The sequence below is a fragment of the Candidatus Electronema sp. JM genome (genome assembly GCF_048287415.1).
Taxonomy (GTDB): Bacteria; Desulfobacterota; Desulfobulbia; order Desulfobulbales; family Desulfobulbaceae; genus Electronema.
In genome coordinates this window covers 64787-90285 of record NZ_JBLWEN010000012.1, presented here as the reverse complement: position 1 = coordinate 90285, position 25499 = coordinate 64787, and the positions used below count along the sequence as shown (strand labels likewise).

Below are 25499 nucleotides of genomic sequence, written 5' to 3'. Positions count from 1 at the left end.
ACACAAAGATTTCCAGCACATATTCATGCTGTCACCTCGCATGGTTTTGAATTGAAGGTTTTTCTTTTTATCTTGGCTTACGGTATTGAAAAAACAATGTTATAGGTCACAACTTGGGTTATAATTAGGAGCAGGAGCGCGGCATGATCACCTTGCATCTTGACCAGCAGACCGAGCAGCTTCTGAGAAACACGGCGGAGCAGCTTGGACTGAGCAGATCGGAACTGATCCGGCAGAGTATCCTTGAGTATCTCAGCAGGCTCAGTCCGCCCAGCGCATGGGAGACCGGCCAGCATCTGTTCGGCAGATGCTCTAGTGGCTGCGGCGACCTGTCTGCCAGACGGAAGGAGCTGGTGAAGGAAAAAATCCGGGCCAAGTGGACATGCAACGAATCCTGATTGATTCAGGTCCGCTGATCGCCTTGTTCGATGCCTCAGACAAACACCATCAGGCATCGGTCAACTTTATCCGGGCAAACAAAAGTCGGCTTGTCACCACCTTGGCCTCTGTCACAGAAACCTTGCACATGCTCGATTTCAACCGGCAGGCCCAGCTTGATTTTTTGGAGTGGCTGCATAAAGGTGCTGTTGAAGTACAGAACATAGGCAACAGCGACTTTGGCCGCATCCGGGAGCTGACAGCCAAGTATCAAGACTTGCCGATGGATTTTGCCGACTCATGCCTTGTCTATCTTGCCGAAAAGCTCGGTCTTGATGCTGTTGCCACTGTAGACAGAGATTTCTCTGTCTACCGGATCAATGGCCGGAAAAAGTTCAAGATGGTTCTTTCATGAACAGCTCGTCTGAGACATCCGTAACGTCGTCAGGGAGATCCAGAATCAAGCCGGGAACGTCCATGACGAGACTCGGAACATCCAAAACCTCGTTTGGGACATCCCCGGACAGATCGCGGACGTGCCTACACCGCCTTGGAGGAATTGAAGTCAGCTTGCTATGATCAAAGAACTCGTCTCCGGCATCGGCGCGGCCTTCATTTTTCTGCTGTTTTTTGTGAACGGCGCGTTCTGGTGGCTGAGTCTGCTGCTGGGCATAGGCAGCTACGTCGGCATCCGCTTGCTCTTTCCGCCGGAGCACCGCAGGGTGCAGGCCGAGCTGCCGGAAGGCGTTTCGCAGGATGCGTTCAGGGAATACCTCGCTCAATGCAGGCTGGCCCTGTCCTTGGTGCGTGAGGACGCGGAAGCGATAAAAAATTTGCCGTTCAAAAGGACGGTGCTGCATCTTTGCGGGCTGGGCGACGAGCTGTTGGTCAATTTTATAAAAGAACCTCAAAATATGCGAGTTGCTCAAGCGTTGCCAGACCGCCTCCAACGGCTGCATGAGATTTTGACCGGCTATATTGACCTTGCCGACCAAAAAACTCAGTCACCGCAGACGGAGCGGGCCTTGGAGGCGACACAAAAAGCCGTCATCAAGGCGGTGGAAAAGTTTGAGCAGCTTCATCGCCGCCTGCTGGAAAACGACGCGATTGATCTCAGCACCAACGCGAAAACCTTCGACAACTTGCTTGACTTCGACTGAATTTGCAAGGAGGACTGTATGCAGAAATTTTTAGGATTGATTATCCTGCTGGCTGTGGCGGCTGTGGCGGCCTTCTTTATGTTCGGCAAGGAAAAGGTCGCCGAATTCAGCGGCGGCAAGCAAATTCCTGCTGAGAATTTGGTGACTGTGACCGGCCGGACCGGAAAAATTAATTTTATTCAATCCGACAAGGTGCAGCACTTCCTTGCCCGGCACGGACTGAAAGTGACCGTCAAAAAAATGGGCAGCGTGGAGATGGTGCAAGAAGTGGACAGCGATGATGACTTCCTCTGGCCAGCCAGCCAACTCAACGTGGAGCTGTTCAAAAATTCCAGCTCAGGTGCCAGACTCCAGCAGTCAGCAGAAATCTTCAATTCGCCTGTCGTGCTCTATTCATGGGACATAGTCACTGACGCGCTGATTAAGGCTGGGATAGTTCAGAACAAGGATGGGGTCTGCTACATCATTGACCTGCCGAAGCTGCTGGAGCATGTCATGGCCAAAACGCAGTGGAAGGACATTGGGTTGGCGCAGCTCTACGGCAGCATGATCATCCGCACCACGGACCCGGCCCGCAGCAATTCGGGCAATATGTTCGCCGCCTTGGCAGCCAACACCCTCAACGGCGGCGAAGTGGTGACGATGGAGAGCGTGGACAAGGTGCTGCCGAAGATCAAGGAATTTTATGCCCGGCTGGGCTATATGGAAAATTCCACCTCGGATTTGTTTAACAAATTCCTTCAGCAAGGCGTGGGAGCGTATCCGATGACTGTCGGCTATGAATATCAGCTGATTGAATATTCGCTCCAGCACAAAGAACATCTGCCCCTGCTCAAGTCCAAGGTGCGCATCCTCTATCCGGTGCCGACGGTCTGGGCCAGCCATCCGCTGCTTGCCCTGAACGACAAGGGCAAGAAATTGCTGGCCGCCCTGAAAGAGCCGGAACTTCAGAAATTGGCATGGGAGGAGCACGGCTTCCGCAGCGGCATGATGGGCGTGGAGAACGATCCGTCGGTGTTGGATGTGGTCGGCCTGCCCAAGAGCATAGATGCAGTCATGCCCATGCCGAGCGCGGCGGCAATGGACAAAATAACCAAGCAACTCAGCAGCTTTTAAACTGCATCCCGCTGACGCGGAGGATAGGACGATGACAGACAATTTGCCGGTTCTAAACCTGACAGACCAGAGAAGCAGCCTGCTTTGCAAGAAATTGGCGGAGAAGTCTCCGGCCAAGCTGCGGGCCGCGCAGGACATGGTGGCCAAGCTGGATTTCAGCCGCACGCAGGCCGTGCTGGCGTATGGCGTGAGCAGCCAGAAAGGGCTGGTGGATTTCACCGACTCGGTGTTGAGCAACATCCGTTCCGGCGAGGCCGGGCCTGCTGGTCAGCTCATGGCCGATTTGAAAGGAAAAATCCTTGATCTTGACGTGCGCGGTCTGCCGCAGAGCGCAGGCGGGGCCTTGAGCCGTTTTGTCGGTGCGCTGCCGGTCATCGGCGGCTGGCTGGCGGCGCAAGTGGACGCGGCCCGCGCCTTCATCCGCCGCTACGAGACCCTCAAGGTGCAGATCGACGACATCATCAGGAAGATGGAGGGGGAGAAGACCAATCAGATCACGCATCTCAACCGCTTGGATACGCTTTTTGAACGCAACAACGAGTACTTTGATCAGCTTGAGGTGATCATTGCCGCAGGCGAGCTGAAGATGATTGAGATGGAGGCGCAGTTCGAGCAGCAGCGGCAGAATCTGGCCGCCCAAAACGGCGTTGATGCCAAGGAGTTGCAGGATTTGAAAGACTTCGGCGACTGCATCCAGTCCTTGGATCGGCGGCTCTACAACCTCAAGCTGGCCCGCGCCTCAGCCACCACCTCCGGTCCGATCATCCGCGTGGCCCAGCAGGGTTCCAAGGCGATTGTCGAGATGATTCAAGATTCTATCCTGATGATGGTGCCGGAATGGAAGAAGCAGCTTGTCATCGCCATCTCGCTCTTTGACCAGAGGCGGGCGATGGCGATGGTCAATGAGACGCGCGAGATGACGAACAACCTGATGCTCTCCACTGCTGAAATGCTGGGCGAAACCCAGGCGGCGGTGAAGAAGGCGCAAGGAGAAGGCTTTGTCAAAGTCGAGACCTTGCAGCAGATGACCGACAAACTGATTCAGACCATCGATCAGGGCATCAAGATGGATGTTGAAAACCGGCAGAAGCGGGCCGAAGGCTTGCAGAAGCTCGCCGAGGCCGAAGAAAAGCTGAAGGCTGCGTTGAAGTCCGCCAGCGAGGCGGTTTTGACGGCGTGATGTGGCCGTGAAGTTTTGGGATATTATGCGGCCTGATTGAGACAAATCAATGCTGATGGTTTGTAAAAATCAATATACTATCTATTCAGGAAACACCTTCCCCGGATTGAGAATGCCGTTGGGATCGAAAAGCTGCTTCAGTCTGCGCATGAGGGCAAGCGTTGGCGGGTCAATCTCCAGCGGCAGGAATGCGGATTTGGTGATGCCGATGCCGTGCTCGCCGGAGAGCGTGCCGCCCAAGCTGAGGACAAAGCGGAAAAGCCGCTCCTTGGCCTCAAGGCCATTGCGATGTTCGTCGGGCTTGCTTTTGTCGAGCATGATGTTGACGTGAATGTTGCCGTCGCCCGCGTGGCCGAAGGTGAGGATGAGCAGCTTCAGCTCTGCGGCCAGCCGCTCGGTGAAGGCGACCAGATCGGGGATTTTTGAACGCGGCACCACCACATCTTCCGCGATTTTGTGTGGCCTGAGCGAGAGCACCGCTGGCGAGATCGAACGCCGGGCCAGCCACAGCTCCGCCGTCTCCTGCTCGTCCGTTGCCTGGCGGAGAACGCAATTGCCCTTGGCGTGAACAAAGGCGGCGAAGCGGGCCGCCTGCTGCGCCACCTCCTCCCTGCTGCCGTCGAATTCCACCAAAAGCAGTGCCGCGACATGTTCCGGCAGCGGCTGCTTCAGCCGGTCACGCACAGCGGCGATGGCGGTCTTGTCCATGTATTCCAAGGTGCAGGGCAACAGGCCAGCGGCGAGAATTTCCGCCACTAACTTGGTTGCTTCCGCCAGCGCGACGAAGTGCAGGAGAAAAGTGCGCTTCGCCTCCGGCAGCGGCAGCAGGCGCAGGATCAGCTTGGTGAAGACCGCCAGCGTGCCTTCCGAGCCGACCAGCAGCCGGGTCAGATCATAGCCGACCACGCCTTTTTCCGTGCGCACGCCGGTCTTGATGATCTCGCCGGTGGGCAGGACGGCCTCCAGACCGATGATGTAGTCGCGGGTCACGCCGTATTTGACCGCGCTGGGGCCGCCCGCGCATTCCGCCGCATTGCCGCCGATGGAGCAGAATTTCAGGCTGGCGGGATCAGGCGGATACATCAGGCCGCGCTTCTTCAGGGCCGCCTGCAGCTCGCCGGTGATCAGGCCCGGCTCAACCACGGCGATCATGTTGGCGGCATCAATCTCCAGAATTCGATTCATCCGGCTGAAGACGAGCACGAGACCGCCCGCTGTCGGCAAGGCACCGCCGGTCACGCCGCTGCCCGCGCCGCGCGGAATGACGGGAAAACGATGCTCGTTGGCCAAGCGCAGCACCGCCGCGATCTGTTCCGCCGTCTGCGGCAGGGCTGCCGCGTCCGGGAGAAAGCTCTGCCCGGTCGCGTCATAGCTGTAGCAGGCGCGGTCTTCCCAGCTTGTCAGCAGGCCGTCCGGGCCGAGAATGCGCCGAAGTTCTGTGATGAGCTTACTGTTCATTGCGTCCTGCTCATCCCGGCTGCGTACTGCCTGAATATATCAACTATCAGCCTCTCACCCGCATAATTACTTCAACCGTTTCTCCGCCAGCCAGATCAGCCCCAGCACGGGCAGGCCGAGCAGCGCAGTGGCCAAGAAGAAGCGTTCATAGCCCCAGGCTGTGACCATCGTACCGGAGTAGCCGCCGAGCAGCTTGGGCAGCAGAGTCATCAGCGAGCTGAAGAGCGCGTACTGCATGGCGGTGAAAGAGATGTTGGTCAGTCCGGCAAGGAAGGCGACGAAGGCGGCGGAGGCGATGCCCGCGCTGAGATTGTCTGCGGCGATGACGACGCAGAGCAGCGGCACGTTGGCCCCAGCGGCGGAGAGCAGGAGGAAAAGCAGATTGGTCAAACTGGAGAGGAGCGCGCCAAGAAAAAGAATGCGCAGCACCCCGTAGCGCACGGTCAGCGTGCCGCCGAGAAAGCCGCCGAGCAAAGTCATGATCAGGCCGAAGGTCTTGGTCACGCTGGCGATGACTTCTTTCGAAAAGCCGATATCCTGATAAAAAAGATTGGAGATCACGCCGAGCAGGATGTCAGAAATGCGGTACACGCCGATCAGGGCGAGGAGCAGGCAGGAGGTCTGGAGGCCGTAGCGGCGGAAGAAGTCCAGCACCGGGCTGATGTAGGTCTCGCTGATCATGCCGCTGTCGGCGAGATTGGCGCGGATGAGCAGGACAGCGGCGAGCAGGGCGTAGAACGCGGCAAGCAGCATACGGCCTGTCTCCGCCAGCGCGGACGAGAACGGAGCCAGCTCATTGCCAAGAGCGGTGCTGAAAAAGCCTTTGAACAGGCCGTTCAGCGTGGTCACCACCCCGCCGCTGAGGAAGAAAACCCCGGCGAAGACGGCAGCGGCGCAGATAAAAAGCAGCAGAAAGCGCAGATAATATTCTGCCGGATAATAGACATTTTTTTTATTGCCCGCCGGTTCCGGGATGAGCAGGGTTGTGGCCACTCCGGCGAGCATCACGGCGGCCATGATCAGATAGCTGGCCTGCCAGGCGGCGTAGTTGTAGGCGTTCATGTTCGTGCCGAACCACGCGGCGAGATACAGCGCGCCTGCCCCGGCGGCCAGCATTCCCAAGCGGTATCCGGCGATGTAGGCGGACGAGAGCAGGGCTTGCAGCTCCTGCTCGGCGCATTCAATCCGGTAGGCATCAATGACTATGTCCTGCGTGGCCGAGGAAAAACCGAGCAGCACAGCGGCAATGGCCATCATGGTCAGCGTGCGCCCACCCGCAGCGGGGTCGGTCATGGCCATCAGGCAGATGGAGCCGATCACTGCCAGCTGCGCCGCCAAGAGCCAGGCCCGCCGCCGCCCCAGCTTTTTGGTCAGGAAGGGCAGGGGGAGAGTGTCAACCAACGGCGCCCAGACGAATTTGAAGGAATAGGCCAAGGCCGCCCAGCTGAAATAGGTGACGGTGGAGCGGTCAACGCCCGCCTCGCGCAGCCAGAGCGAAAGGCTGGAAAAAATCAGCAGAATGGGCAGACCTGCTGACAAGCCGAAGAGGAGCATGGTCAGCACTCTGGGATGCAGCCAGGCCCGCATGGTCTCGCGCCAGCTTTTTTTCTTATCAGCAGTTCCGCTGCTCATAGTCTTGTTCCTTGCAGACAGCTATGTTATGCTGGGGGAAAACGGTCAGCCCCGTGCGCCTTCACAGCATCTTTTATAACACGCTGCCCAAAAAACTGCCATGAGTGAAACGCAGCCCACCTTGTCCGACAGCATCCGTTTTGGAGAACAGCTGATTGAGAGCGCAGCTCTGCCAGAACAGATTTTAAATCAGCTTTTCGCCGCGTTGCTGCTGACAGCGGCAGGCGTGTTCATCGGTGCGAATCTGCTGCTGCTTCATCTGCCGACTCTGTTCAGCTCGGCGTGGATTGCTTCGGCCTGCTTCGGCCTGCTGCTCCTGTTCTATATGCTCTCTCGGCAGACTGGCAGCCTGCTTTGGGGTGTCGTGCTGACCTGCGGAGCCGCCTGGCTCACGGTGTTCAGCCGACAACCTTGGCTGGTGCTCGTTGTGCGAGCCGCTTCCATTGGCTCTCTGCTGTATGCGCTGCGCTTTCTCCGAGTTGCCCGTCATGAGCTGCCGACACTTTTTTTAATGGCTGCCGCAGCCACAGCAGCCATCACCGGCATGGAGGCCTATACTTCTTTTGACATGCTGCCGCGTCTGCACAGTGGCGAACTGCATCAAGACACGTTGTTTCTTGCCAGCATCGCCGCGATGATTAAAAAATACGGTGTGGTCTCAACCGGCCTGCATGGTTTGGTGAACACGCCGTACCATGTTTTTTCTCATACGCTGATGGCCTGCATCAGCCTGCTTTCTGGTGCAAGCGTGCTTGAGACATATGGTGTGGCCAATCCGCTGCTGCTTGCCCCTCTGCTGATCTTCAGCGTCACTGCTTGCTGCGCCACCCTTGATCGTTCCCGCCATCTATCACTGCCTTTGTTGTGGGGGACAGTGGTCATGCTGCTGGCGGCGCTGCCGGTGCTGTTTGGCTGGTGGATGATTCTGCAACGACCATTTTTTATCTCGGAATCCTATGTTTTTTCGTTGAGTTTATTTTCTCTCAGCCTCATTTTGCTATACCAGCGGCAGCTCTTTTGGAGCGATATTTTACTGACAGTCATTCTGGCTGCGATGATCTCGAATGCTAAGGCTTCAACCGGCTTGTTTTTTGCAGGACTTTGGCTGTCGCGTCTTCTCTTTGTGCGCGGCAACAGCCTTTGGCGTGATGCAGCAGCAACGCTTGCCGCTGCTGCTGCCGCAGGCTGGGTCATGTTTGCTTCGGCGCAGGCTGTCGTTTCTGGGAAAGCAGTTGCTTTCAGTCTGTGTTCTTTCGTGCGACAATTCTCTCTCTTTGGCAGCCATCTTGATGCCGCCATTAACGCGCTGCACACGATTTCGATAAAGACAGCTTTGCTGGCAGCTGCAGCATTAATTAGTTTTTTCAGCTTCCATTTTCTCCTTTCTTGGACGGTGATAGGCATGACATCTCACCGCTTCGGCATGAAGGGTTTGCTGCGGACTCCTTTGGGCGTTTACTCGTCGGCAGCTCTTCTCGCCGGAGTGCTTGTTATTTGTATCTTGTGGTTCCCAGGAGGTTCGGCAGGCTATTTTTCCAATGTTGCCTTTTTCACCTCATTGCCGGGCGCAGCAGCGCTGCTGACCAAATGTATGCAGCGGCATATTCTTCCACAGAAAATGCTGTTCATCGCGCTGGCTGTCATCTGCTGCTTGGAATGGAATGGATTTTTGAAAACTGGCGGAGCATCGCATCGGCGATATACAGACGGCAGCCAGAACAGGCTGATCAGCCATCTGGTCGCGCTGCGTAACAGCTCACCAGCGCATATTGTCCTTCGAGCTGATGACGATGATTTGACGAATAATCCAGTGCAACGCTGCACAGCCCGCCCTTTTATTTTTCCAGCCGTATCAGAGCGGGCATGGACTGGCGTGCTGGAAAAAGGCTGCGCCTATGTCTATTACGGCTACGCTTCGTATGGCATCACGGATGAGCAGGCGACACTCAAAATTCCACCTGTGCTGCTGCCCGGCATGATTCTTCAAGACGAGAACATCAATAAAATTCCAGAATGAAATTACCCAGCATGACGAAAGAAACGCTTCCAGATATTCAGAATATGGGTGATTCACGAGGCATATCTATCAATAAAGTTGGCATCAAGAATTTTCGGCTGCCAGTTTATGTACAAGATCAGTCAAGTAAGGGCCAGCATACGGTTGCAAAATGCAGCATGTATGTCAACCTGCCGAGTGATTTCAAGGGGACGCACATGTCACGATTTGCAGAAATTCTCAATTCTGAGGAATTTGAGATCACCTTGCAGTCACTGAAGGGCACGCTGCGGAAAATGACGGAGCTGCTTCATGCCAGAGATGCTTATCTTGAATTTTCTTTTCGGTATTTTATTAAAAAAAATGCGCCAGTTTCCGGCATAGCCAGCATGATGGATTACAAGGTGACCTTGATTGGCGAGCTGGTTGATGGAAGATATGTTATTTTTGTTAAAACAGTTGTGCCAATCACCAGCCTGTGTCCCTGCTCAAAGGAAATATCGCAATATGGTGCGCACAATCAGCGTTCGTATGTCACGGTGACAGTGGAGCTGAAACGATTTGTTTGGATTGAGGAAATTATAAAAATTATTGAACAGGCTGGTTCGTGCGAGGTGTATGGCGTGCTCAAGCGGCCTGATGAGAAGTATGTGACCGAAAAGGCGTATGAAAATCCGAAGTTTGTTGAAGATATCGTTCGGGATGTCGCTGTCAAGCTCAATCAAGATGACCGCATTGCAGCTTATGAGATAGAGTCAGAAAATGTTGAGTCTATTCATAATCATTCTGCGATAGCAGTTATCACTCGTGATAAAAGAAAAATATAGGCAGTGATTGCGGATTTGCGGATAAAAACTCTGCATGAATTCGCAGGAGGGTGCAAATGGGCGATGAATTCCACAGCAAGGACGGCGAGCAGAACATCGCTCAAGGCGAGAACGCCATCGGCAAGCAGGAGAACGCCACGCAGCCGGTGAGCGGGGATGGCAACATCTTCTCCGGCACGGGCAATGTGACGGTGAACCAAGGCGTGCGGGTGAAGACGCGCACAGTACTGCTTGGTGCGGGACTGGCAGCCGTGCTGATGGGCGCAGGTCTTGCCGGGTGGCACTTCCTTGCGCCGAAGCCGCCGCCGGTGCAGCAGAACATCATCTCGGTCACAGGCAACAATCACGGTGAGCAGAATATTGCTGCGGGCACAGGAGCAATCGGCAAGCAGATCAACAACTACTCCGGCGGCTACAGCATCTCCTTAGACCTCTTTGAGAAGTATGTCAAAGAGCTGAATGTGACGGACACTGCCTTGGTCAGCTTCTTCAAGATCATGGAGAAGGCGCAGGTGCCGCGTGCGGACTTGGACAGCAAGCTGCGGGAGATTGCCGCTCAGTACAAGGAACTGCTGGTGCGGCTGGACAGCGTGAAGTCCGAAGACCCGCAGGTGGTGAAGCTGAAGAAGGAGGCTAAACAGGCTATCGAGGCAGGCGATTATGCCAAGGCAGAGGAGCTGCTGAACCAAGCAGAGGCACTTGACCTGAAGGCCATTGAGCAGATGGAGAAGACGGCCAAGCAGCGGCGCATCTCCGCTGCGGAGACCAATGCTGATCAAGCCAGTCTCCAGCGTATCCAGTTGCATTACGCCAAGGCTGCTGAGTATTGGCAGAAGGCAGCCGCCCTGCTGCCGGAGGAGAGCAAGAAGGAACGCTCGCTCTATCTGAGCAACGCAGGCTATGACCTGCACCGCATTGCCAAGTACAAGGAGGCACTGCCGCTGTTTGAGCAGAGCTTGGCTATAGACCAAGAGCTGGGAGAAAGGAAAGGCGAAGGCACGACGCTGAACAACATCAGCCAGATTTACAAGGCGCGGGGTGACTACCCCACTGCCCTGAAGTATCTGGAGCAGAGCCTGCGCATCAGGCAGGAGATTGGCGACAAGGCAGGCGAAGGCACGACGCTGAACAACATCAGCCAGATTTACGATGCGCGGGGCGACTACGCCACCGCCCTGAAGTATCTGGAGCAGAGCCTGCGCATCCACCGGGAGATTGGCGACAAGGCAGGCGAAGGCACGACGCTGAGTAACATCGGTGCAATCCATTATAGCAAAGGTGACTACGACCAAGCCCTTTCCTTATTTGAGCAGAGCGTGGCTATATTCCGTGAGGCGGGCAGCAAGGCGCAGGAAGGTGCGCTGCTGAACAACATCAGCCAGATTTACGATGCGCGGGGCGACTACGCTGCCGCCCTGAAGTATCTGGAGCAGAGCCTGCGCATCAGCCGTGAGATCGGCGATAAGGCACACGAAGGTGGAACGCTGAACAACATCAGCCAGATTTACGATGCGCGGGGCGACTACGCTGCCGCCCTGAAGCATCTGGAGCAGAGCCTGAGCATCAGACAGGAGATTGGCGACAAGGCAGGCGAAGGCACGACGCTGAACAACATCGCCGGAATATACCGAGCACGAGGCGACTACGCCACCGCCCTGAAGTATCTGGAGCAGAGCCTGCGCATCCGCCAAGAGATTGGCGACAAGGCAGGCGAAGCAGTGACGAGCTGGAATATCGGTATGCTCTACAAGAAGCAGGGCAACTTAGCCAAGGCAGAGCCATACTTTAGCCGCGCTGTGCAGCTTGAAGAGGAAATAGGCCACCCTGATTTAGAGAAAGACCGCAAAGCATTGGCAGCAGTTCGCGCCAAGCTGCGGGGAAACGCGGCGCGGCAATAATGGAATACAACACATGAGCGAAATACTCCCTGATCATCCCCAAAGCCGCCTGCATCGGCTCTTTGACCGCAACTTCCTCGACTACAGTGCCTACGTCATCCGCGAGCAGGCCATCCCGGACATAGACGACGGCCTCAAGCCATTGACAACGCTTGTCCGGGCAGGTATTACTGCACTGATGCAGCTATAGAGCAAAGAACAGGAGATCAGTTATGGACACAGCAACCATCTCACGGAAATACCAAGTGGTCATTCCGCAGCGGATCAGAAAGGCCCTGCGGCTGGCTCCCGGTCAGAAGATGCAGGTGATTCAGCACGGGAACAGGATAGAGCTGATTCCTGAGCAGGATATCCGGGAGCTGCGCGGCTTCCTGAAAGGCATCAGCACGGCATTCGAGCGGGAGGAGGACAGACTGTGAACCTGCTCGACTCCTCAGGCTGGCTGGAATACTTCGCTGACGGGCAGAACGCCGAGCATTTCGCGGAGCCGCTGGAGCATCTTGACGAGCTTGTTGTGCCGACTATCTGCCTGTACGAAGTCTTCAAAGTCGCGCTCAGAGAAGCAGGAGAGGCCAAAGCACTTCAAGCCGCAGCAATGATGCGGCGAGGAAAGGTGGTTGCGATCAGTGAAGATATAGCCATCAGGGCGGCGAAGATCAGCCATGAGCAGAAACTCCCCCTTGCTGACAGCATCATTCTGGCAACTGCGCAGGTTTATGAAGCTGTCATCTGGACACAAGATGCCCATTTCGAGGGCAAGCCGCAGGTGAAGTATTTCGCTAAATAAAGCGGCAGTCGTCCTCTACGCCCCACCCCAGCTCCCTAACCACCCACCGCCTCCGGGCTGAATGGACTGTTTCAGCATCGGAGAGGCAAAAAAACGCATGACTGACATCATTGTCCCTGAGCATCCCCAAAGCCGCCTGCACCGGCTCTTTGACCGCAACTTCCTCGACTACAGCGCCTACGTCATCCGCGAGCGGGCCATCCCGGACATAGACGACGGCCTGAAGCCGGTGCAGCGGCGCATCTTGCAGACCCTGCGCAACATGGACGACGGGCGGTATCACAAGGTGGCCAACGTGGTCGGTGAGACCATGAAGCTGCATCCGCACGGCGACCAGTCCATCTTCGCCGCGCTGGTCAATTTAGCCAACAAGGAGCTGCTGATAGACCGGCAGGGCAACTTCGGCAACGTCTTCACCGGCGACCAGGCCAGCGCGGCCCGCTATATCGAATGCCGCCTCACGCCGCTGGCCCGCGAGACGCTGTTCAATCCCGACCTGACCGCGTTCGTTGATTCCTATGATGGCAGGATGCAGGAGCCGGTGACGCTGCCTGCCAAGCTGCCGCTGCTGCTGCTGCTCGGTGCGGAGGGCATTGCTGTCGGCATGGCCACCAAGATCATGCCGCACAACTTCGGCGAGCTGCTGCAAGCGCAGATTGACTGTCTCGAAGGCAAGGACTTCACGCTCCTGCCGGATTTCCCCGGCGGCGGCATAGTGGATGCCTCGGACTACCAGAGCGGCAATGGCCGTCTGCGCTGCCGCGCCCGCATGGTGCTGAGTGACAAGACCATCACGATCACCGAGCTGCCCGCCACTCTCACCACTGAAAGCCTGATTGAGTCGGTGGAGCGGGCGGCCAAGGCGGGCAAGATCAAGATCGCTTCCATCAGCGACTACACCGCCGAGAAGGTGGAGATTGAAATCAAGCTGCCGCGCGGTGTGTATGCGGAAGAGGTGGTGGCCGCGCTCTATGCCTTCACCGACTGCGAACTGAGCGTCTCGCCCAGCTTGGTGCTGATCAAGGACAACATGCCCTGCATCATGGGCGTGGAGGAGGTGCTGCGCCACAACACCGACAAGCTGCGCCGCGACTTGGAGCAGGAGCTGCGCATCGAGCAGAGCCGCCTGCTTGACCGCCTGCACGCCGCGACCTTGGAGCAGATATTCATCGAGGAGCGGCTGTACAAGCAGATCGAGGAGGAAAGCAGCGCCAAGGCGGTGAGCGATGCCGTGCGCCATGCCCTGGAGCCGTTTGCGGCGCGGCTGATCCGCAAGCCCAGCAAAGAGGACATCGAACGCTTGCTCGACATCCGCATCAAGCGCATCTCGCGCTATGACATCAGCAAGCAGGAGAAGGAAATCCGCAGCATAGAACAGGCCATTGCTGCGATAGACAAGCACTTGCACGATGTGACCCTCTTCACCAAGAACTACCTGCGCGGCTTGTTAGACAAATACGGGGCGCAATACCCACGCCGCAGCGAGCTGAAGGCCTTTGATCAAGTGGACGCACGGGAGGCGGCTATCTCCAACCTGCTGGTGGTCTATGATCGGGCCAGCGGCTTCCTTGGCCATAAGGTGAGCAGCACCCAAGCGGAAATCGAAGTGCCCTGCTCGGATTTAGACCGCATCATGCTCATCTTCCGCGACGGCCTCTACAAGGTGATCCCGGTGCCGGACAAGCTCTTCATCGGCAGCGAGCTGCTCTGGGCAGGCGCGGTGCGGAAGCAGCTCGTCTTCAACCTGATCTACCGGGCCGGGGCTGTCAACCTCAGCTACATCAAACGCTTCCGAATGCCGAGCTTCATCCTCAACAAGGAATACCGTCTCTTCGAGGAGCATAAACGCTCGGTCATTCAGATGTTCGCCATAGGCGAGAGCGGCATTCGGGCGAGGGTGAGCCTAGCTCCTTCCGCACGGGCGCGCAGCAACACGCTGGAGCTGGACTTTGACGAGTGCCTGATCAAAGGCGAGGCGGCGCAGGGCAAGCGGGTCAGCGAGCGGGCTGTGCGCAAGGTGGCGGATATTACTGGGCAGCCGAAGCAGGAGCTGCCTGCCGCGCCGGTGCTGCCGGGGATTGCGCCATGAAAAACCGCATCATTGTGGTCGGTGCCGGTGCTGCCGGGCTGATGGCTGCTGGGCAGGCTGCGGCGAACGGCGCAGAGGTGGTGCTGCTGGAGAAAATGGCCCAGCCGGGCCGCAAGATACATATTTCTGGCAAGGGCCGCTGCAACCTGACCAACGTCGCTCCTCTGCTTGAGTTCCTTGCTCATTTTGGCAAGAACGGCAAATTCCTCCGCCAGTGCTTTCAGCAGTTCTTCAGCCCGGAACTGCTTCGTTTTTTTGAGGAGCACGGTTTGGAGACCGTCACGGAACGCGGCGGCAGAGTTTTTCCTGCCCAAGGCAGGGCAGGGGATGTGGTCGCGGTTTTCAAAGATTGGCTGGCTGGGCTGCCGGTTTCGCTGCGGCCTGCATCAGCGGTTGAGGGCCTGCTGCTTGAGCAAGGACAGATAGGCGGGGTGCTTTGCAACGGCCAGCCCGTGCAGGGCCGGGCGGTGATTCTTGCCGCAGGCGGTTCGTCGTATCCGGCCACTGGCTCCAGCGGCGACGGCTGCCGTCTGGCGGAAAGCGCAGGCCACAGCATTGTGCCGCTTCGTCCTGCATTAGTGCCGGTGGAGACTGGCGGTGGACTGGCGGCGCGGCTGGCCGGGCTGCATCTGCGCAATGTCGGCGTGCGGCTGCTGCTCAACGGCAAAAAGCGGGCGGATGCCTTTGGCGAACTGCTTTTCATGAAATACGGACTGTCCGGGCCGGTGATTCTCACCTTGAGCAGCCTGATGGTGGACGCGCTGCGGGCCGGTGACACGGTCAGCGTGGTGCTTGATCTCAAACCGGCCTTGGATGAACAGAAATTAGAGGCCCGCCTGCTTCGTGATTTTGCCGAGCGGCGCAAGGAGAGTATGGATTTGGTGCTGCGCGGCCTGCTGCCGGAGCAGATGGTGCCGGTTTGCTTGGAAGAAATTGGCCTAACGGCGGAACGGCTGGCTGGAGAAATCACAGCGGCGGAGCGCAAACGGCTGCGCGGCTGGCTGAAGGCCGTCACTCTGCCGGTCACAGGCTATCGCGGCTTCAAAGAGGCGATCATCACCGCAGGCGGGGTCAGTCTGGCTGAGGTTGATTCGCGCACCATGCAGTCGAAGCTGTGCAAGGGCCTGTATTTGGCGGGCGAGCTGCTTGATTTGCAGGCTGACACTGGCGGCTACAACCTGCAAGCCGCCTTTTCCACTGGCTGGTTAGCTGGGCGCAGCGCGGCAGAGCAGCTTCGGCATTCAGGAGGCAGTTGCTGACAACCAAATGCTTGTGACACTCCTTTGGCTCTGCTGGTGCGCCCTGCACAGCCTGCTGATTTCCAGCCCGGTCAATGCTTGGGCGCAGCGGAGCAGTTTGCGGCGCGGCACGTTCCGGCTGGCCTATTCGCTCTTTGCGGCCTGCACCCTGCTGCCGCTGCTCTGGCTGCAATGGAGCCTGCCGCAGCAGGTGATTTTTTCGTGGTCAGGCTGGCTGCGCCTGCCGCAGGCCCTGCTCCTGCTCTACGCGCTGCTCCTGCTGGTCGGCGGAATACAAGTTTATGATCTCAGTTATCTAATCGGCATCCGTCAATGGCGGAGCTGGCGGCAAGGAACCGAGCTGCCGCCGCTGCCGTTCACCTGCGGCGGGGTGCTGGCCTATGTCCGCCACCCGTGGTACAGCGCGGGCCTGCCCATCCTCTGGACCATCGGCCCGATCACCGATGCCAATCTTCCGGCCCGGCTCATCCTCACTCTGTATCTGCTGGTCGGCACGCTGTTGGAGGAACGTAAGCTCCGGCGCGAGCTGGGCGCGCCGTACCGCAGCTACTGCCGCCGTGTGCCGATGCTGTTTCCGTGGAAAAGCCTGAACAACCAGTGAACGCTCATGTCCCGCTTGCCGTATTTTTTCTCTTCCTCGTTGGGCAGAAAATACATCATGGCCCTGACCGGCCTGCTGCTTGGCGGCTTCCTTGTGGCGCACGCCGCAGGTAACAGTCTGATTTTCCACAGCCGGACTGCCTTCACCGCCTATGCTGACCACCTGCACTCGCTGGGATTGCTCCTGCCAGCCGCCGGACTGCTCCTGCTGGCGGTGTTTCTGCTGCATATTGTCACCGGCTTCAGCCTGGCTTTGCACAACTGGCGGGCCAAAGGCAGCCTGCGCCGCTCTGCCGCCGGATGGCGCGGCTGGCCCGCCCGGATGATGCCGTACAGCGGCGCGGCGGTGCTGGCTTTTATGCTGCTGCATCTTGCCACTGTCCGGTTTGCTGACCAGACCGTGCCTGTGGCGGAGCGGATCAGTCAGACGCTGACGGACCCGCTGCTGGCCGGATTGTATGCTGCCGGAATCGCGGCTCTCGGCCTGCACATCAGCCACGGCTTCTGGTCCTTGACGCAGAGCCTCGGCCTCAATCATCCCCGCTGGAACTGGCTGCTCAGAGCTGTCGGCTGTTTCTGCGGCAGCTTGAGCATCAGCGTGTTTGCCGGGATCATCCTGCTGCATTTTGCATAAGCAGGGGCGAAAAATTTTTCGCCCCTACATCAGGCCGCATACGCTGTTTTGCGGTACTCAGTCCCGCACCAATATTCACCGAAATACTCCTCCAGCAGCCAGCGCACACCGAGCAGCAGCAGGGATTTGTCGTCGCCAGAAGCAATGGCGCGGGACTCCATCGGCGCAAGCGGCTGCTTCAGCTTGATCCGGCCCGCAAGCAGCTCGCGGCGGAACATGTCCACGTTGTACAAGGCGAGGATGAACTGCTGCATCTGGGCGCGAGTTGGACGGAAGCCTGCCCGGACTTTGGGATGCTGAAGAAGCTGAAGGAGCTGGTCGTTGAAACGGTAGTATTCGGTCAGACCTTGGGACTGAAAATAAGCAGGCACGGACAGAGCGGCCCCAAAGGTGAAGCCCTTGCAGTGCGGCTCCCGAACCAGCACAAACTGCTCGCTCACGGTGCCATCCACCCGGCGCGAGGCCCCGCGTCCCGCAGGATAGGCGCGGCAGGCGGTGGGCCGGTCGTCATAAACGCGGCAGCCCTGCTCGCTGACAAAGACGCAGCTCGCTTTGCCGTCGTCCACCATAGTCAGAAAGCAGTGCGGAAAACGCATTCCCTCTTCCCATTCCACAATCACGTAACGGTCGAGAAAGGCGGCGGAATCCAGCTTGAGCCGTTTTTTCAGCCGCAGCACGTCATAAGGAGTGAGGACAAGATCAATCTGGCGGCAGCATTCGTTGAAGCAGGGCACTTCCGTGTGGCAGGAAAAGGTGAATTTCTCGCTGGCGGTCATCGGACGGCAGGGATCGGTCAGTGTGGCACTCATAGGTTTGCAAAAAGATAACGTTAAAAAAGGGGTGCTTGATGCAGGGGCGAAAAATTCTTCGCCCCTGCATCTTAATAGAATTTTCACCAAACCGGATGCAGCTTCAGCTCGGTACGTGCGCCGCAGGAAGCACTTTCTTCCAAGCGCACCCGCTCTGCCGGAATGCCCAGCTTGCTGACGACATGATCACGCACCACCTCAGCGCGGGCGCGGGCCAAATCGGTCAGGGCACTGTCTGGCAGCTCGTCCTGCGGCTGCGGCAGAGGCTGCAAATCAGGCCGGGCCTTGATTTCCGGCAGCAGGTCTTTGACGATCGGCAGACCAGCCTTGTTTAGGGTCATCTGGCGCAGCACCTCTTGGGCAAGGAGGCGATCCAGCTCCTGCTTCCGGCGGGCATTCTCCGCCTCAATCTTCTCATCGCCGCTTTTTTTGGCTTGAGCGAGCAGAGCCTTCCGGTCGGTTTCTTGATCATAGCAGCCTGTCACCGACCAGCCAAGATGCGGACGGCTGCTGAAGAGGGTGCGGAAACTGTCCATGCCTTCCATGAAATCCGGCAGCTTTTCTCCAGGGAGAAAGTCAATCCGCTCCGCCTTGGGCAGATTGGGCACCAGCTTTTCCAGCACCGTCCACGGCGGGGTGTCGCGCAATTTTTGCAGCATCTCCGCTGCGGCTGCGACAATGGCCTCGTCTGCGGCAGACAGGGGCAGAGCTTGCAGCGGCAGGGAAAAAGCACCGTCCTTGTCGGTCAGCACAGCCAAGGCAAGGGCGTAGTCTGACTTCGGCTGAGGTGTGAAGCCGGAAAAATCCAGCCGGTCATCTTTCGTCGAGACGGTGCGGCTGAGACGACCCCGGCTGCTGTCGAGGGCCAGCCGCTTGGCCAGCTCTTTGGCCGCGTTGTCTAAGGGCAGCCGCTCCACTGTCAGTTTGTCCAAGGCCGCGCCGCTCTTCTCCGCTGTGCCGCTGGCTGTGAACGGACTGCCGCTCATGGTGCCGTTGAAGGAAAATGTCGCTGCGGTTCCAGCTTTAACCGGTTTGATTTCTCCCTGCACCCCGCTGAAACTACTGCCGCCGCGCTGGAGGCTGCCGTTGCTGATCAGGCATTGATCCAAGGCGATGTTGGGCGGCGCAGCGAGGAGCGCGAACATGGCCGCAGGCAAACTGCCTTCAGCTCCGGTCAGCCGCAACTGTGGTTCGTGCATACGGAGCTGCTCGGCAGCGGCAGCAAAAGGGGAAAAGACGAACGCAGCCTTGTCCGCTGCGGCCTGCTGCCAGCTCAGGCTGTCGCCCCGGCTGCTGGCGGCGGCAACATTGTCGAGGCTCAGGCTGCCGCTGTAACGACCCTCTGGCAGGCGGAATTCCCCTTTGCCGCTCAGGCTGCCCTGTTTGATGGTCAGCTCATCGCGGAAAAGGCTGGCCGCTGCCTTGCCGAAAAGGCGGAGGTCAAGCCGTTCTGCTGTCAGGGCTGCGGTGCCGCCGCCATCCTTGCGAAGCTGGCCGTCGGCCTTGAGGCTGCCTTGCCCGACTGCTGCCGCAAAATGGAAGTTGTTCTGCGGCACTTGCGGCCCGTTTAGATCAGTGACACGCAGCTGCAAACCGGAAAGCGGCAGCAGGACGGAGCCAACTGGCAGCAAGGCCGATGAATTGCTGATGTCAACGCTGCTGGCTGACAAGCGGCTGCTGCCTGCCGCTGCTTTGAAGAAAAAGCCGGGCGCGTCCGCCGCAAAATCTCCCTGCTCAACTGTCAGCCTGCCGCAGCTCATGTTGCGGGCCAGGCCATTCAGGAAGCAGTCCGCGCCGCTGGCCGTCTTGCCGGAGAGCAGGGCCTCATCGCCGCGCTGAAGGCTGAAGTCGCGCACCGCCACAGTTCCGCCGGAAAGATGCAGTTTGGCTCCGCTGGCATCTGCGCTGAGACGGCCTGCGCCGCTGATCTCCGCGCTGCCCTTGCTGAAGTGCAGCTCATCGCCGAGATACGGATTGAGCAAGGCGGCCTCGGCATTGCGCAGGGTCAAGCTGCCAGCAAGGCTCAGGCCTGGCTCTTCTTTGGCCGCTGTGCCGTTGAGTTCGAGTTTGCCAAAAGCTCCTGCCGCAGCGGTCAAGCTGACTTGACCGGGCAGGCCGCTCAAGCTCATGTTCAGGCTGGACAGCGGCAGAATTGTCCCGCCCAGCAGCAGCCGAGCCGAGGCATTTTTCAGCTCGACAGCATTGGCGGCAACACGCAATTTTCCGGCAGGAGCCAAGAAAAAGCCGGTGTCAGCAAAGTCTGTGCCATCCAATGTGACCTTGGCGCAATTCATCCGCTGGCTGCTGTCGTCCAAGGCGCAGTCTGCGCCGCTAGCCGTCTTGCCGGAGAGCAAGGCCATGCCGCCGCGCTGGAGGTTGAAATCACGCACCGCCACAGTCCCGCCGCTGAGGTTCAGGGTCGGCCCGCTCAATTTGCAGGTGCCGCTGAGATCAGCATTCCCTTTGCTGAAGGCAAGTCCTTCGCCCAAATAGGCTTGCAGCAGGTCCGCGTCAACATTGCTCAGGTGCAGCGTGCCAGCAAGAGCCAAGCCTGCTTCTTCCCGCGCTGCCGTTCCACTCAACTCCACCGTGCCTGCGCCCGCCGCCGCTTTCAGGCTGATTTCGCCGGGCAGGCCGCTCAAGCTCATATTCAGATTGGCCAGCGGCAGCGCAGCACCGCCCAAGGGGAGCTTGGCGGCGGAATTTTTCAGCTCCACCGCCTTGGCCGCAATCCGCAGCGTCCCAGCAGGAGCCAAGAAAAAGCCGGAATCCGCAAAATCCGCGCCATCCAGCGTGATGCTGCCGCAGCTCATCCGTCGGCTGCCGCTGTCTAAGGCGCAGTCTGCGCCGGTGGCTATTTTACCCGCAAGCAGCGGGCGGCCTTCGCGCTGAAGAATGAAATCACGCAAGGCAATTGCGCCCCCGGACAGGCTCAAATTCTGCCCGTTCAGGGTGAAGTTGCCGCTCAGATCAGCACTGCCTTGGGTGATGCTGAGGCCCTCGCCGAGACAGGGCTGGAGGAATTCTGCTCCGCTGCTTCGCAGATTCAGTTTGCCGGAGAGCAATGGGCTGCCATCTTTGCCCGGAGCCGCTGTGCCGCTGAGGGACACTTTGCCTTTTTTGCCGACTGTTCCTTCCAAGCTGATCTGGCCGGGCTGCTGCTCTTTTGCCGCAGTCAGGCTCAGATTAAGGCCAGAGAGCGGCAGCATGGCCGGGCCGAAGGGTAGCTTGGCGGCAGAATTTTTCAGCTCCAGGCTGCCGCAGGCAAAGCGCAGTTTACTTTTCTTGCCGCTGGGCAGGAGCAGGCTGCTGTCAGCAAAATCTGCGCCGTCCAGCACTGCCGTGCCGCAGCTTATGCTTTTGGCTGCGCCGTCAAGAAGGCAGTCCGCGCCATGCAGCGACTTGGCCACCAGCAGCACATTTTTTTTCTGCTGCACCGCAAAATCCTGCACAACAACTGTGCCGCTATTGACCGTGACGAGCGGCCCGCCCTCCGCCTGCTGCTCCAGCCGCAGCTCGCCGCTGATGTCCGCGCTGCCTTTGCTGAAAGACAGGCTGTCCTCCGCGCTCAGATACGAACGGAGCATATCCGCCCGCATGTTCTGGAGCTTGAGGCTGCCGCTGAGATTGCCTGCTGGGGCCAGCGCGCCGTTGAAGGCTATTGAGCTGCTGCCGTTGAGGGCAGACAACGACAGAACAGAGGCCGCCGTCTCCTTGCTCAGTTCCGCCGCCTTGCTGTTCTGAAAGCCGGTCAGCTCGACCTGCACTGCTGTCCATTCTTTTTTGCCGCTTTTGGCCCGGCCATTGTTCAGGGACAGCTTGCGCACCGCCAAGCCAATCTGTTCTGGATTGAGCAGGGCAGCGGCTTTGACGGCCAGCTCTGTCCCATCAAGCAAGGCTTCTTGGCTGGGCGGCAAATCTAACTGCGACTGATCCAGCAACAGTTCCTCAACCGTCCAGAGCTTCTGCGCTGGATTAAAACGGACGATGACATGCGCGGTGGGCGCGGCTAATTTGAACGCCTGCTCAGGCCGCTCCTCATGATCAGCAGACTGAGCTACTAAACCGGAAAAGGTGACAGACCCGGTCACAGCCAGCCCTTTGCCCGCATCTTGCAGAATGATTTCCAGCACCGCGTCGGTCCGCTCCGCGCTCAAGGCCACGGTTTCAGCTAAACCCGGCACCAAGCCGAGATACTGCTGCGGATCAAGCTCATCCAGCTTGAGGGTGAGGCGGGTATCTTGACCGCTCGCTTGCTTGCCGCCGGTGAGTTGCAGCGGGCTGGAGTTGACCACCGCGCTCAGGGACGGCTCAAGCCCCTGTCCGGCAGGCGGCAGAACCAATTCAATATGCTCCAGCAGATGTTTTTTACCGCTGGGCTGATCAAAAAAATGCGCGGTGCTCCGGTGGAGCTGGAAGCCTGCAACCTTCAGCCAGTCTGGAAAATAGCTGAGTCCGCCGGAGAGCTTGGCCCCTGGCGGCAGCAGATTGAGGCTGCCGTCTGTGCGGCGGAGCAAATTGGCCCGCAGCCGGTCAACTTGAAGATCATCCAAAACTGCCTGCCCTTGCAGCAGCGCCAGCGGACGCAGCCGAGCGGCGGCAGACTCAATCCGAGCCAGCTCCGCTTCTTCCGGGTGGTCAGCAGCAGGGCCGATCGTGATCTCGTTCAAGCGCAGGTCAAAGCTGAAGGGCGACATGCTGGCTTGGCCAACAGTCACCGGCCTGCCTAACTGACGGCCCAGCCGCTCGGCCAGCGGCCCTTTGATGTAGCGCGGCAGGATGTACAATGCTCCTGCCAGCCATGCAAGCAAAAGTGCCGCCAGCAGCAGCGGCGGAATAAGCAGGAAAAGGCCGCGTCTGCCGCCAGCGCGAGGAGCTTTTTTCCGCTGCTCGGTTTTTTCCGGCGGCGGAGCAGCAGGCTTTGGCGGTTTGGCGGGCTTAGGCTCTGGCTGTGCGCTGCTGCGGGGACGCGGGCCGCTGTTTGGGCTGATCTGTATTTCACCAAAATCAGGCCGCTTCGGGGCAAGATGCTTTTTTTCGTCGGTCATAGTCTGCTGCGCTGAGTGCATGTCGGTCGGTGCAAGGAATTGTACCGCCTTGCCCAAAGAAATCAAGCGGCAGGAAGGCCCCGCTTCATGCGCTGACTCGCTCTGCAGCCCAAACCGCCAGCTTCTCCCGGAAGATTTTGGCATTATGCCGGATATCTACCGGAAAGGACGGATGAATCAGGAAGGTCTCAATCGCAGCAGTAAGCGGATGGGCAAGAGCCAGCTCGCGCAGTTCAGCAAAGAGCCGCCGCTCGTCCGGGGCCGCCTCGCGCAGCTCTACGATGAGTACCGGCTTCTGCTCGCCGACTTTGCCCACACCGACAAGGGCCGAGCGCAGCACCAGCGGGTGCTCGTTGAAGATCGCCTCGCAGCAAATGGTGTGCATCGGCCCGGCGGGCGTGAGCACACGGTGGGCCTTGCGGCCGCAGAACCAGAGTCTGCCCTGCCCGTCCATGTAGCCGACATCACCCATGCGGTGCCAGAAGCCGCCGCCGTCGCTGATCTTGGCTAACCGCGTCTCAGGCTCGTTGCCGTCATAGGCCCGCGTCACCACCGGCCCTTTGACCACGATTTCACCGATATGGCCCGCAGACAGCTCCTTTGCCGCGCTCCAGTCCGGCAGCGGCCCGTCTGTCACCTTGATGACCCGCACGCTCATGCCCGGCAGCGGCCTGCCCACGCAGGCACCTTTGCCGATGCGCGTCTGCGTCCATGTCTCGCGCAGAATCTCCTCGCCGGTGATGGAGACCGAAGGCAGGCTCTCGGTCGCGCCATACGGCGTATGGACAACGCCTCCTGCGGGCATGATGCTCTGCACGCGACTGATCAGCTCGCCGGAGACGGGCGCGCCTGCCATCAGCACTTTCCTGACCGGGAGAGTGATCTTCGCAGCAAGGCAGTGGCGGCTGACCACGTTCCAGATCGCCGGCGAGCCAAAGGAATAGGTCACCTGCCAGTCGAGCATGGAACGGACGAACTTGGCCGGGTCAACCTGCGCGGGCCGCGTGGGATCCATGTCCGGGATCACCGCCGCAGCGCCGAGGGCCGCAGCAAAGAGGCCGAAGAGCGGAAAGCCGGGCTGGTCGATGTCGCCAGGCCCGATGCCGTAATAGTCGCGTATCAGTCTGAGCTGATGGAAGAAGATGCCGTGGGTGTACTGCACGCCCTTTGGCGGCCCGGTCGAGCCGGTGGTGAAAATGACCGCCGCAAGCTCGTTCTCGGCGGTCACGGCGGGGCTGAAATCCGCGCTCATGCCCTTGCAGGCCGCTGTCAGCGTGCTGCCGCCGATGCCGAAAGAAGGCCCGACGCAGACGCGCCGCCGCACAGTTTTGAACGGCCCGGAGAAGATGCGCGAGAAGAGCTGCGCCGCCGGTATGCCGATCAGCGCCTCCGGTTTGACCGCGCCGATGCAGCGGAGCAGGTTGCGCCAGCCCATGCCCGGATCGATGAGGATCACCACCGCGCCGAGCTGGAAGAGGGCAAAGGTGAGGGCGATGAAGTCCATCGAGGGCCGGACCATGAGCATCACCCGCTGGCCGCGCTCCACGCCCTGCCCTTGCAAGGCATTGGCATAGCGGCAGCTTGTGGCCAGCAGCTCGCGGAAGCTCTGCTGCGTGTACTGCCCGTTCCGGCCCGTGACCAGCGCGAGCGCGTCAGGCCGCGCCGCCGCCGACTCATGCAGGGCCGCGCCAATGTTGCAGTTGGTCATGAATAGACACTATGTCGAATTTCAGGTTGCAATATTTTAAAATTTAAGGCCCAAAAAAGCAAACAGGCGAAGAGGACATAAAAATGACAAATTACACGGAACTTTCTGGGGAAACCAATAAATTCATTGCGATGACAGGACTGTTTGCTGACGAGTTCGATTCTCTTCATCTTTTTTTTCAAAAAAGATGAAGGGGAAAGCAAATTCTTCTTCTTTAGAAGAAGAAAGGGGAAATAAACACGATGTTTATAATAATTCTCCGATAAAATGCTCTGCTTGCATGATTTTGTTTATTTTAATATATAACAAAAATTGTGCCTGTAACATTGTTTTTTTTCAATGCCATAAGATAAAAGAAAAAATCTTCAATTTAAATCCACCATAGGTGACAGCATGAATATGCATTGTAAAACATTGCGCAATGACGCTGAATGCCAATTCGGTACATTTTCTGATAAACTTGACTCCATCTCCTGTAAATGACTCCTGTTTTCTTTTCGAATTATTCTTCCTGACAGGATTCAAGTGAATATATGACTGTTCAAGTTCATCTTCAACATTATAGGCATTATATGCTTTGGTCTCCATAAACGGCACTTCCGGCAGGAGATAATAGTGAACCGTGAGTTATCAATGAAATTAAAACGCTCATTATGATTATGAATAAATATCCATACAGATTCAGTTAAGTTCTCTATGCTTCTCGAGAACGACAATGCTCCCTTCAGAAAGGGAGTCCCACAGGGCGGCAGCTCCGGCATCATCTCTTTTTCCGACATGACATCTGGCTGCAAGACCTGTTCTCCTCCCGGCAGCAAGCCACATCCATGTGCCGTTCTCCTTGCTTCTGGCAAACGTCAGCATTTCGTCAGCCTCTATGAATATTTTCCATTTTCCTGACATCTGGAAAGTCTGCTTTA

22 protein-coding genes are annotated in these 25499 nt (G+C 58.2%); 15 read left to right on the top strand and 7 right to left on the bottom strand.

The annotated features are described in order from the left end of the window. Positions 1 to 143: 143 nt before the first annotated feature. The 5 genes from ACNKH6_RS03000 (at position 144) to ACNKH6_RS02980 (ending at position 3834) form a co-directional block, all read left to right on the top strand. Positions 144 to 398 carry a DUF6290 family protein gene (locus ACNKH6_RS03000; RefSeq protein ID WP_417914066.1) on the top strand — a complete coding sequence of 85 codons (255 nt, stop codon included), beginning with the start codon at positions 144 to 146 and terminating at the stop codon, positions 396 to 398. Beyond that, on the top strand, positions 383 to 793 hold the full coding sequence (locus tag ACNKH6_RS02995) for a type II toxin-antitoxin system VapC family toxin (RefSeq protein WP_417914067.1): 411 nt from the start codon (positions 383 to 385) through the stop codon (positions 791 to 793). Before ACNKH6_RS03000 ends, ACNKH6_RS02995 begins: the two co-directional genes overlap by 16 nt. 160 nt (positions 794 to 953) lie before the next feature. Further along, positions 954 to 1538 carry a 5-bromo-4-chloroindolyl phosphate hydrolysis family protein gene (locus ACNKH6_RS02990; protein ID WP_417914065.1) on the top strand — a complete coding sequence of 195 codons (585 nt, stop codon included), beginning with the start codon at positions 954 to 956 and terminating at the stop codon, positions 1536 to 1538. An 18-nt stretch (positions 1539 to 1556) separates the two neighbouring features. Then, positions 1557 to 2654: a hypothetical protein gene (locus ACNKH6_RS02985; RefSeq protein WP_417914064.1), complete on the top strand. Its 1098-nt coding sequence runs from the start codon at positions 1557 to 1559 to the stop codon at positions 2652 to 2654. 31 nt (positions 2655 to 2685) lie between these two features. Beyond that, positions 2686 to 3834 (top strand): toxic anion resistance protein, encoded by a 1149-nt coding sequence (locus ACNKH6_RS02980; protein ID WP_417914063.1) that lies wholly within the window; start codon positions 2686 to 2688, stop codon positions 3832 to 3834. An 81-nt stretch (positions 3835 to 3915) separates the two neighbouring features. On the opposite strand, the gene ACNKH6_RS02975 is transcribed toward ACNKH6_RS02980, so the two are convergent. Beyond that, positions 3916 to 5292 carry an FAD-binding oxidoreductase gene (locus ACNKH6_RS02975; protein ID WP_417914062.1) on the bottom strand — a complete coding sequence of 459 codons (1377 nt, stop codon included), beginning with the start codon at positions 5290 to 5292 and terminating at the stop codon, positions 3916 to 3918. A gap of 66 nt (positions 5293 to 5358) precedes the next feature. Continuing rightward, positions 5359 to 6924, bottom strand: coding sequence for an AmpG family muropeptide MFS transporter (locus ACNKH6_RS02970; protein ID WP_417914061.1), 1566 nt, complete (start codon positions 6922 to 6924; stop codon positions 5359 to 5361). Positions 6925 to 7024: 100 nt separating this feature from the next. Between ACNKH6_RS02970 and ACNKH6_RS02965 the strand changes: the two genes are divergently transcribed. From ACNKH6_RS02965 to ACNKH6_RS02920, 10 genes are all read left to right on the top strand, one after another. Beyond that, positions 7025 to 8941 (top strand): hypothetical protein, encoded by a 1917-nt coding sequence (locus ACNKH6_RS02965; RefSeq protein WP_417914060.1) that lies wholly within the window; start codon positions 7025 to 7027, stop codon positions 8939 to 8941. Between the two features lie 11 nt (positions 8942 to 8952). Further along, the gene (gene folE2 / locus ACNKH6_RS02960) at positions 8953 to 9747 is read left to right on the top strand and encodes a GTP cyclohydrolase FolE2 (protein ID WP_417914059.1); all 795 of its coding nucleotides are present in this window, start codon (positions 8953 to 8955) and stop codon (positions 9745 to 9747) included. 56 nt (positions 9748 to 9803) lie between these two features. Beyond that, positions 9804 to 11645, top strand: a complete 1842-nt coding sequence (locus ACNKH6_RS02955) for a tetratricopeptide repeat protein (protein ID WP_417914058.1) — start codon at positions 9804 to 9806, stop codon at positions 11643 to 11645. A 13-nt stretch (positions 11646 to 11658) separates the two neighbouring features. Then, a complete protein-coding gene (locus ACNKH6_RS02950; protein WP_417914057.1) occupies positions 11659 to 11835 on the top strand; it encodes a hypothetical protein in 177 nt (58 codons plus the stop codon). 22 nt (positions 11836 to 11857) lie between these two features. Beyond that, positions 11858 to 12064, top strand: a complete 207-nt coding sequence (locus ACNKH6_RS02945) for an AbrB/MazE/SpoVT family DNA-binding domain-containing protein (protein WP_417914056.1) — start codon at positions 11858 to 11860, stop codon at positions 12062 to 12064. Beyond that, positions 12061 to 12432, top strand: coding sequence for a type II toxin-antitoxin system VapC family toxin (locus ACNKH6_RS02940; protein ID WP_417914055.1), 372 nt, complete (start codon positions 12061 to 12063; stop codon positions 12430 to 12432). The genes ACNKH6_RS02945 and ACNKH6_RS02940 overlap by 4 nt, the downstream gene beginning before the upstream one ends. Positions 12433 to 12529: 97 nt before the next feature. Further along, positions 12530 to 14521, top strand: coding sequence for a DNA topoisomerase IV subunit A (locus ACNKH6_RS02935; RefSeq protein WP_417914054.1), 1992 nt, complete (start codon positions 12530 to 12532; stop codon positions 14519 to 14521). Next, complete coding sequence (locus ACNKH6_RS02930) at positions 14518 to 15780, top strand: NAD(P)/FAD-dependent oxidoreductase (protein ID WP_417914053.1); 1263 nt, start codon at positions 14518 to 14520, stop codon at positions 15778 to 15780. Before ACNKH6_RS02935 ends, ACNKH6_RS02930 begins: the two co-directional genes overlap by 4 nt. 7 nt (positions 15781 to 15787) lie before the next feature. Next, positions 15788 to 16381, top strand: coding sequence for a methyltransferase family protein (locus tag ACNKH6_RS02925; RefSeq protein ID WP_417914052.1), 594 nt, complete (start codon positions 15788 to 15790; stop codon positions 16379 to 16381). A gap of 6 nt (positions 16382 to 16387) precedes the next feature. Then, complete coding sequence (locus ACNKH6_RS02920; protein ID WP_417914051.1) at positions 16388 to 17014, top strand: succinate dehydrogenase; 627 nt, start codon at positions 16388 to 16390, stop codon at positions 17012 to 17014. 29 nt (positions 17015 to 17043) lie between these two features. Here the strand turns inward: ACNKH6_RS02920 and ACNKH6_RS02915 are convergent, their stop codons facing one another. The 5 genes from ACNKH6_RS02915 to ACNKH6_RS02895 all read right to left on the bottom strand — a co-directional run bounded on the left by ACNKH6_RS02915 (position 17044) and on the right by ACNKH6_RS02895 (position 25482). After that, on the bottom strand, positions 17044 to 17823 hold the full coding sequence (locus ACNKH6_RS02915) for a YkgJ family cysteine cluster protein (RefSeq protein ID WP_417914050.1): 780 nt from the start codon (positions 17821 to 17823) through the stop codon (positions 17044 to 17046). Between the two features lie 83 nt (positions 17824 to 17906). Beyond that, a complete protein-coding gene (locus ACNKH6_RS02910) occupies positions 17907 to 22871 on the bottom strand; it encodes a DUF748 domain-containing protein (protein ID WP_417914049.1) in 4965 nt (1654 codons plus the stop codon). Positions 22872 to 22956: 85 nt separating this feature from the next. Next, on the bottom strand, positions 22957 to 24579 hold the full coding sequence (locus tag ACNKH6_RS02905; protein ID WP_417914048.1) for a fatty acid CoA ligase family protein: 1623 nt from the start codon (positions 24577 to 24579) through the stop codon (positions 22957 to 22959). A 336-nt stretch (positions 24580 to 24915) separates the two neighbouring features. Then, entirely contained in the window at positions 24916 to 25167 is a 252-nt protein-coding gene (locus ACNKH6_RS02900; RefSeq protein WP_417914047.1) for a hypothetical protein, read from the bottom strand. A 93-nt stretch (positions 25168 to 25260) separates the two neighbouring features. Continuing rightward, positions 25261 to 25482, bottom strand: coding sequence for a hypothetical protein (locus ACNKH6_RS02895; protein WP_417914046.1), 222 nt, complete (start codon positions 25480 to 25482; stop codon positions 25261 to 25263). Positions 25483 to 25499 lie beyond the last annotated feature (17 nt).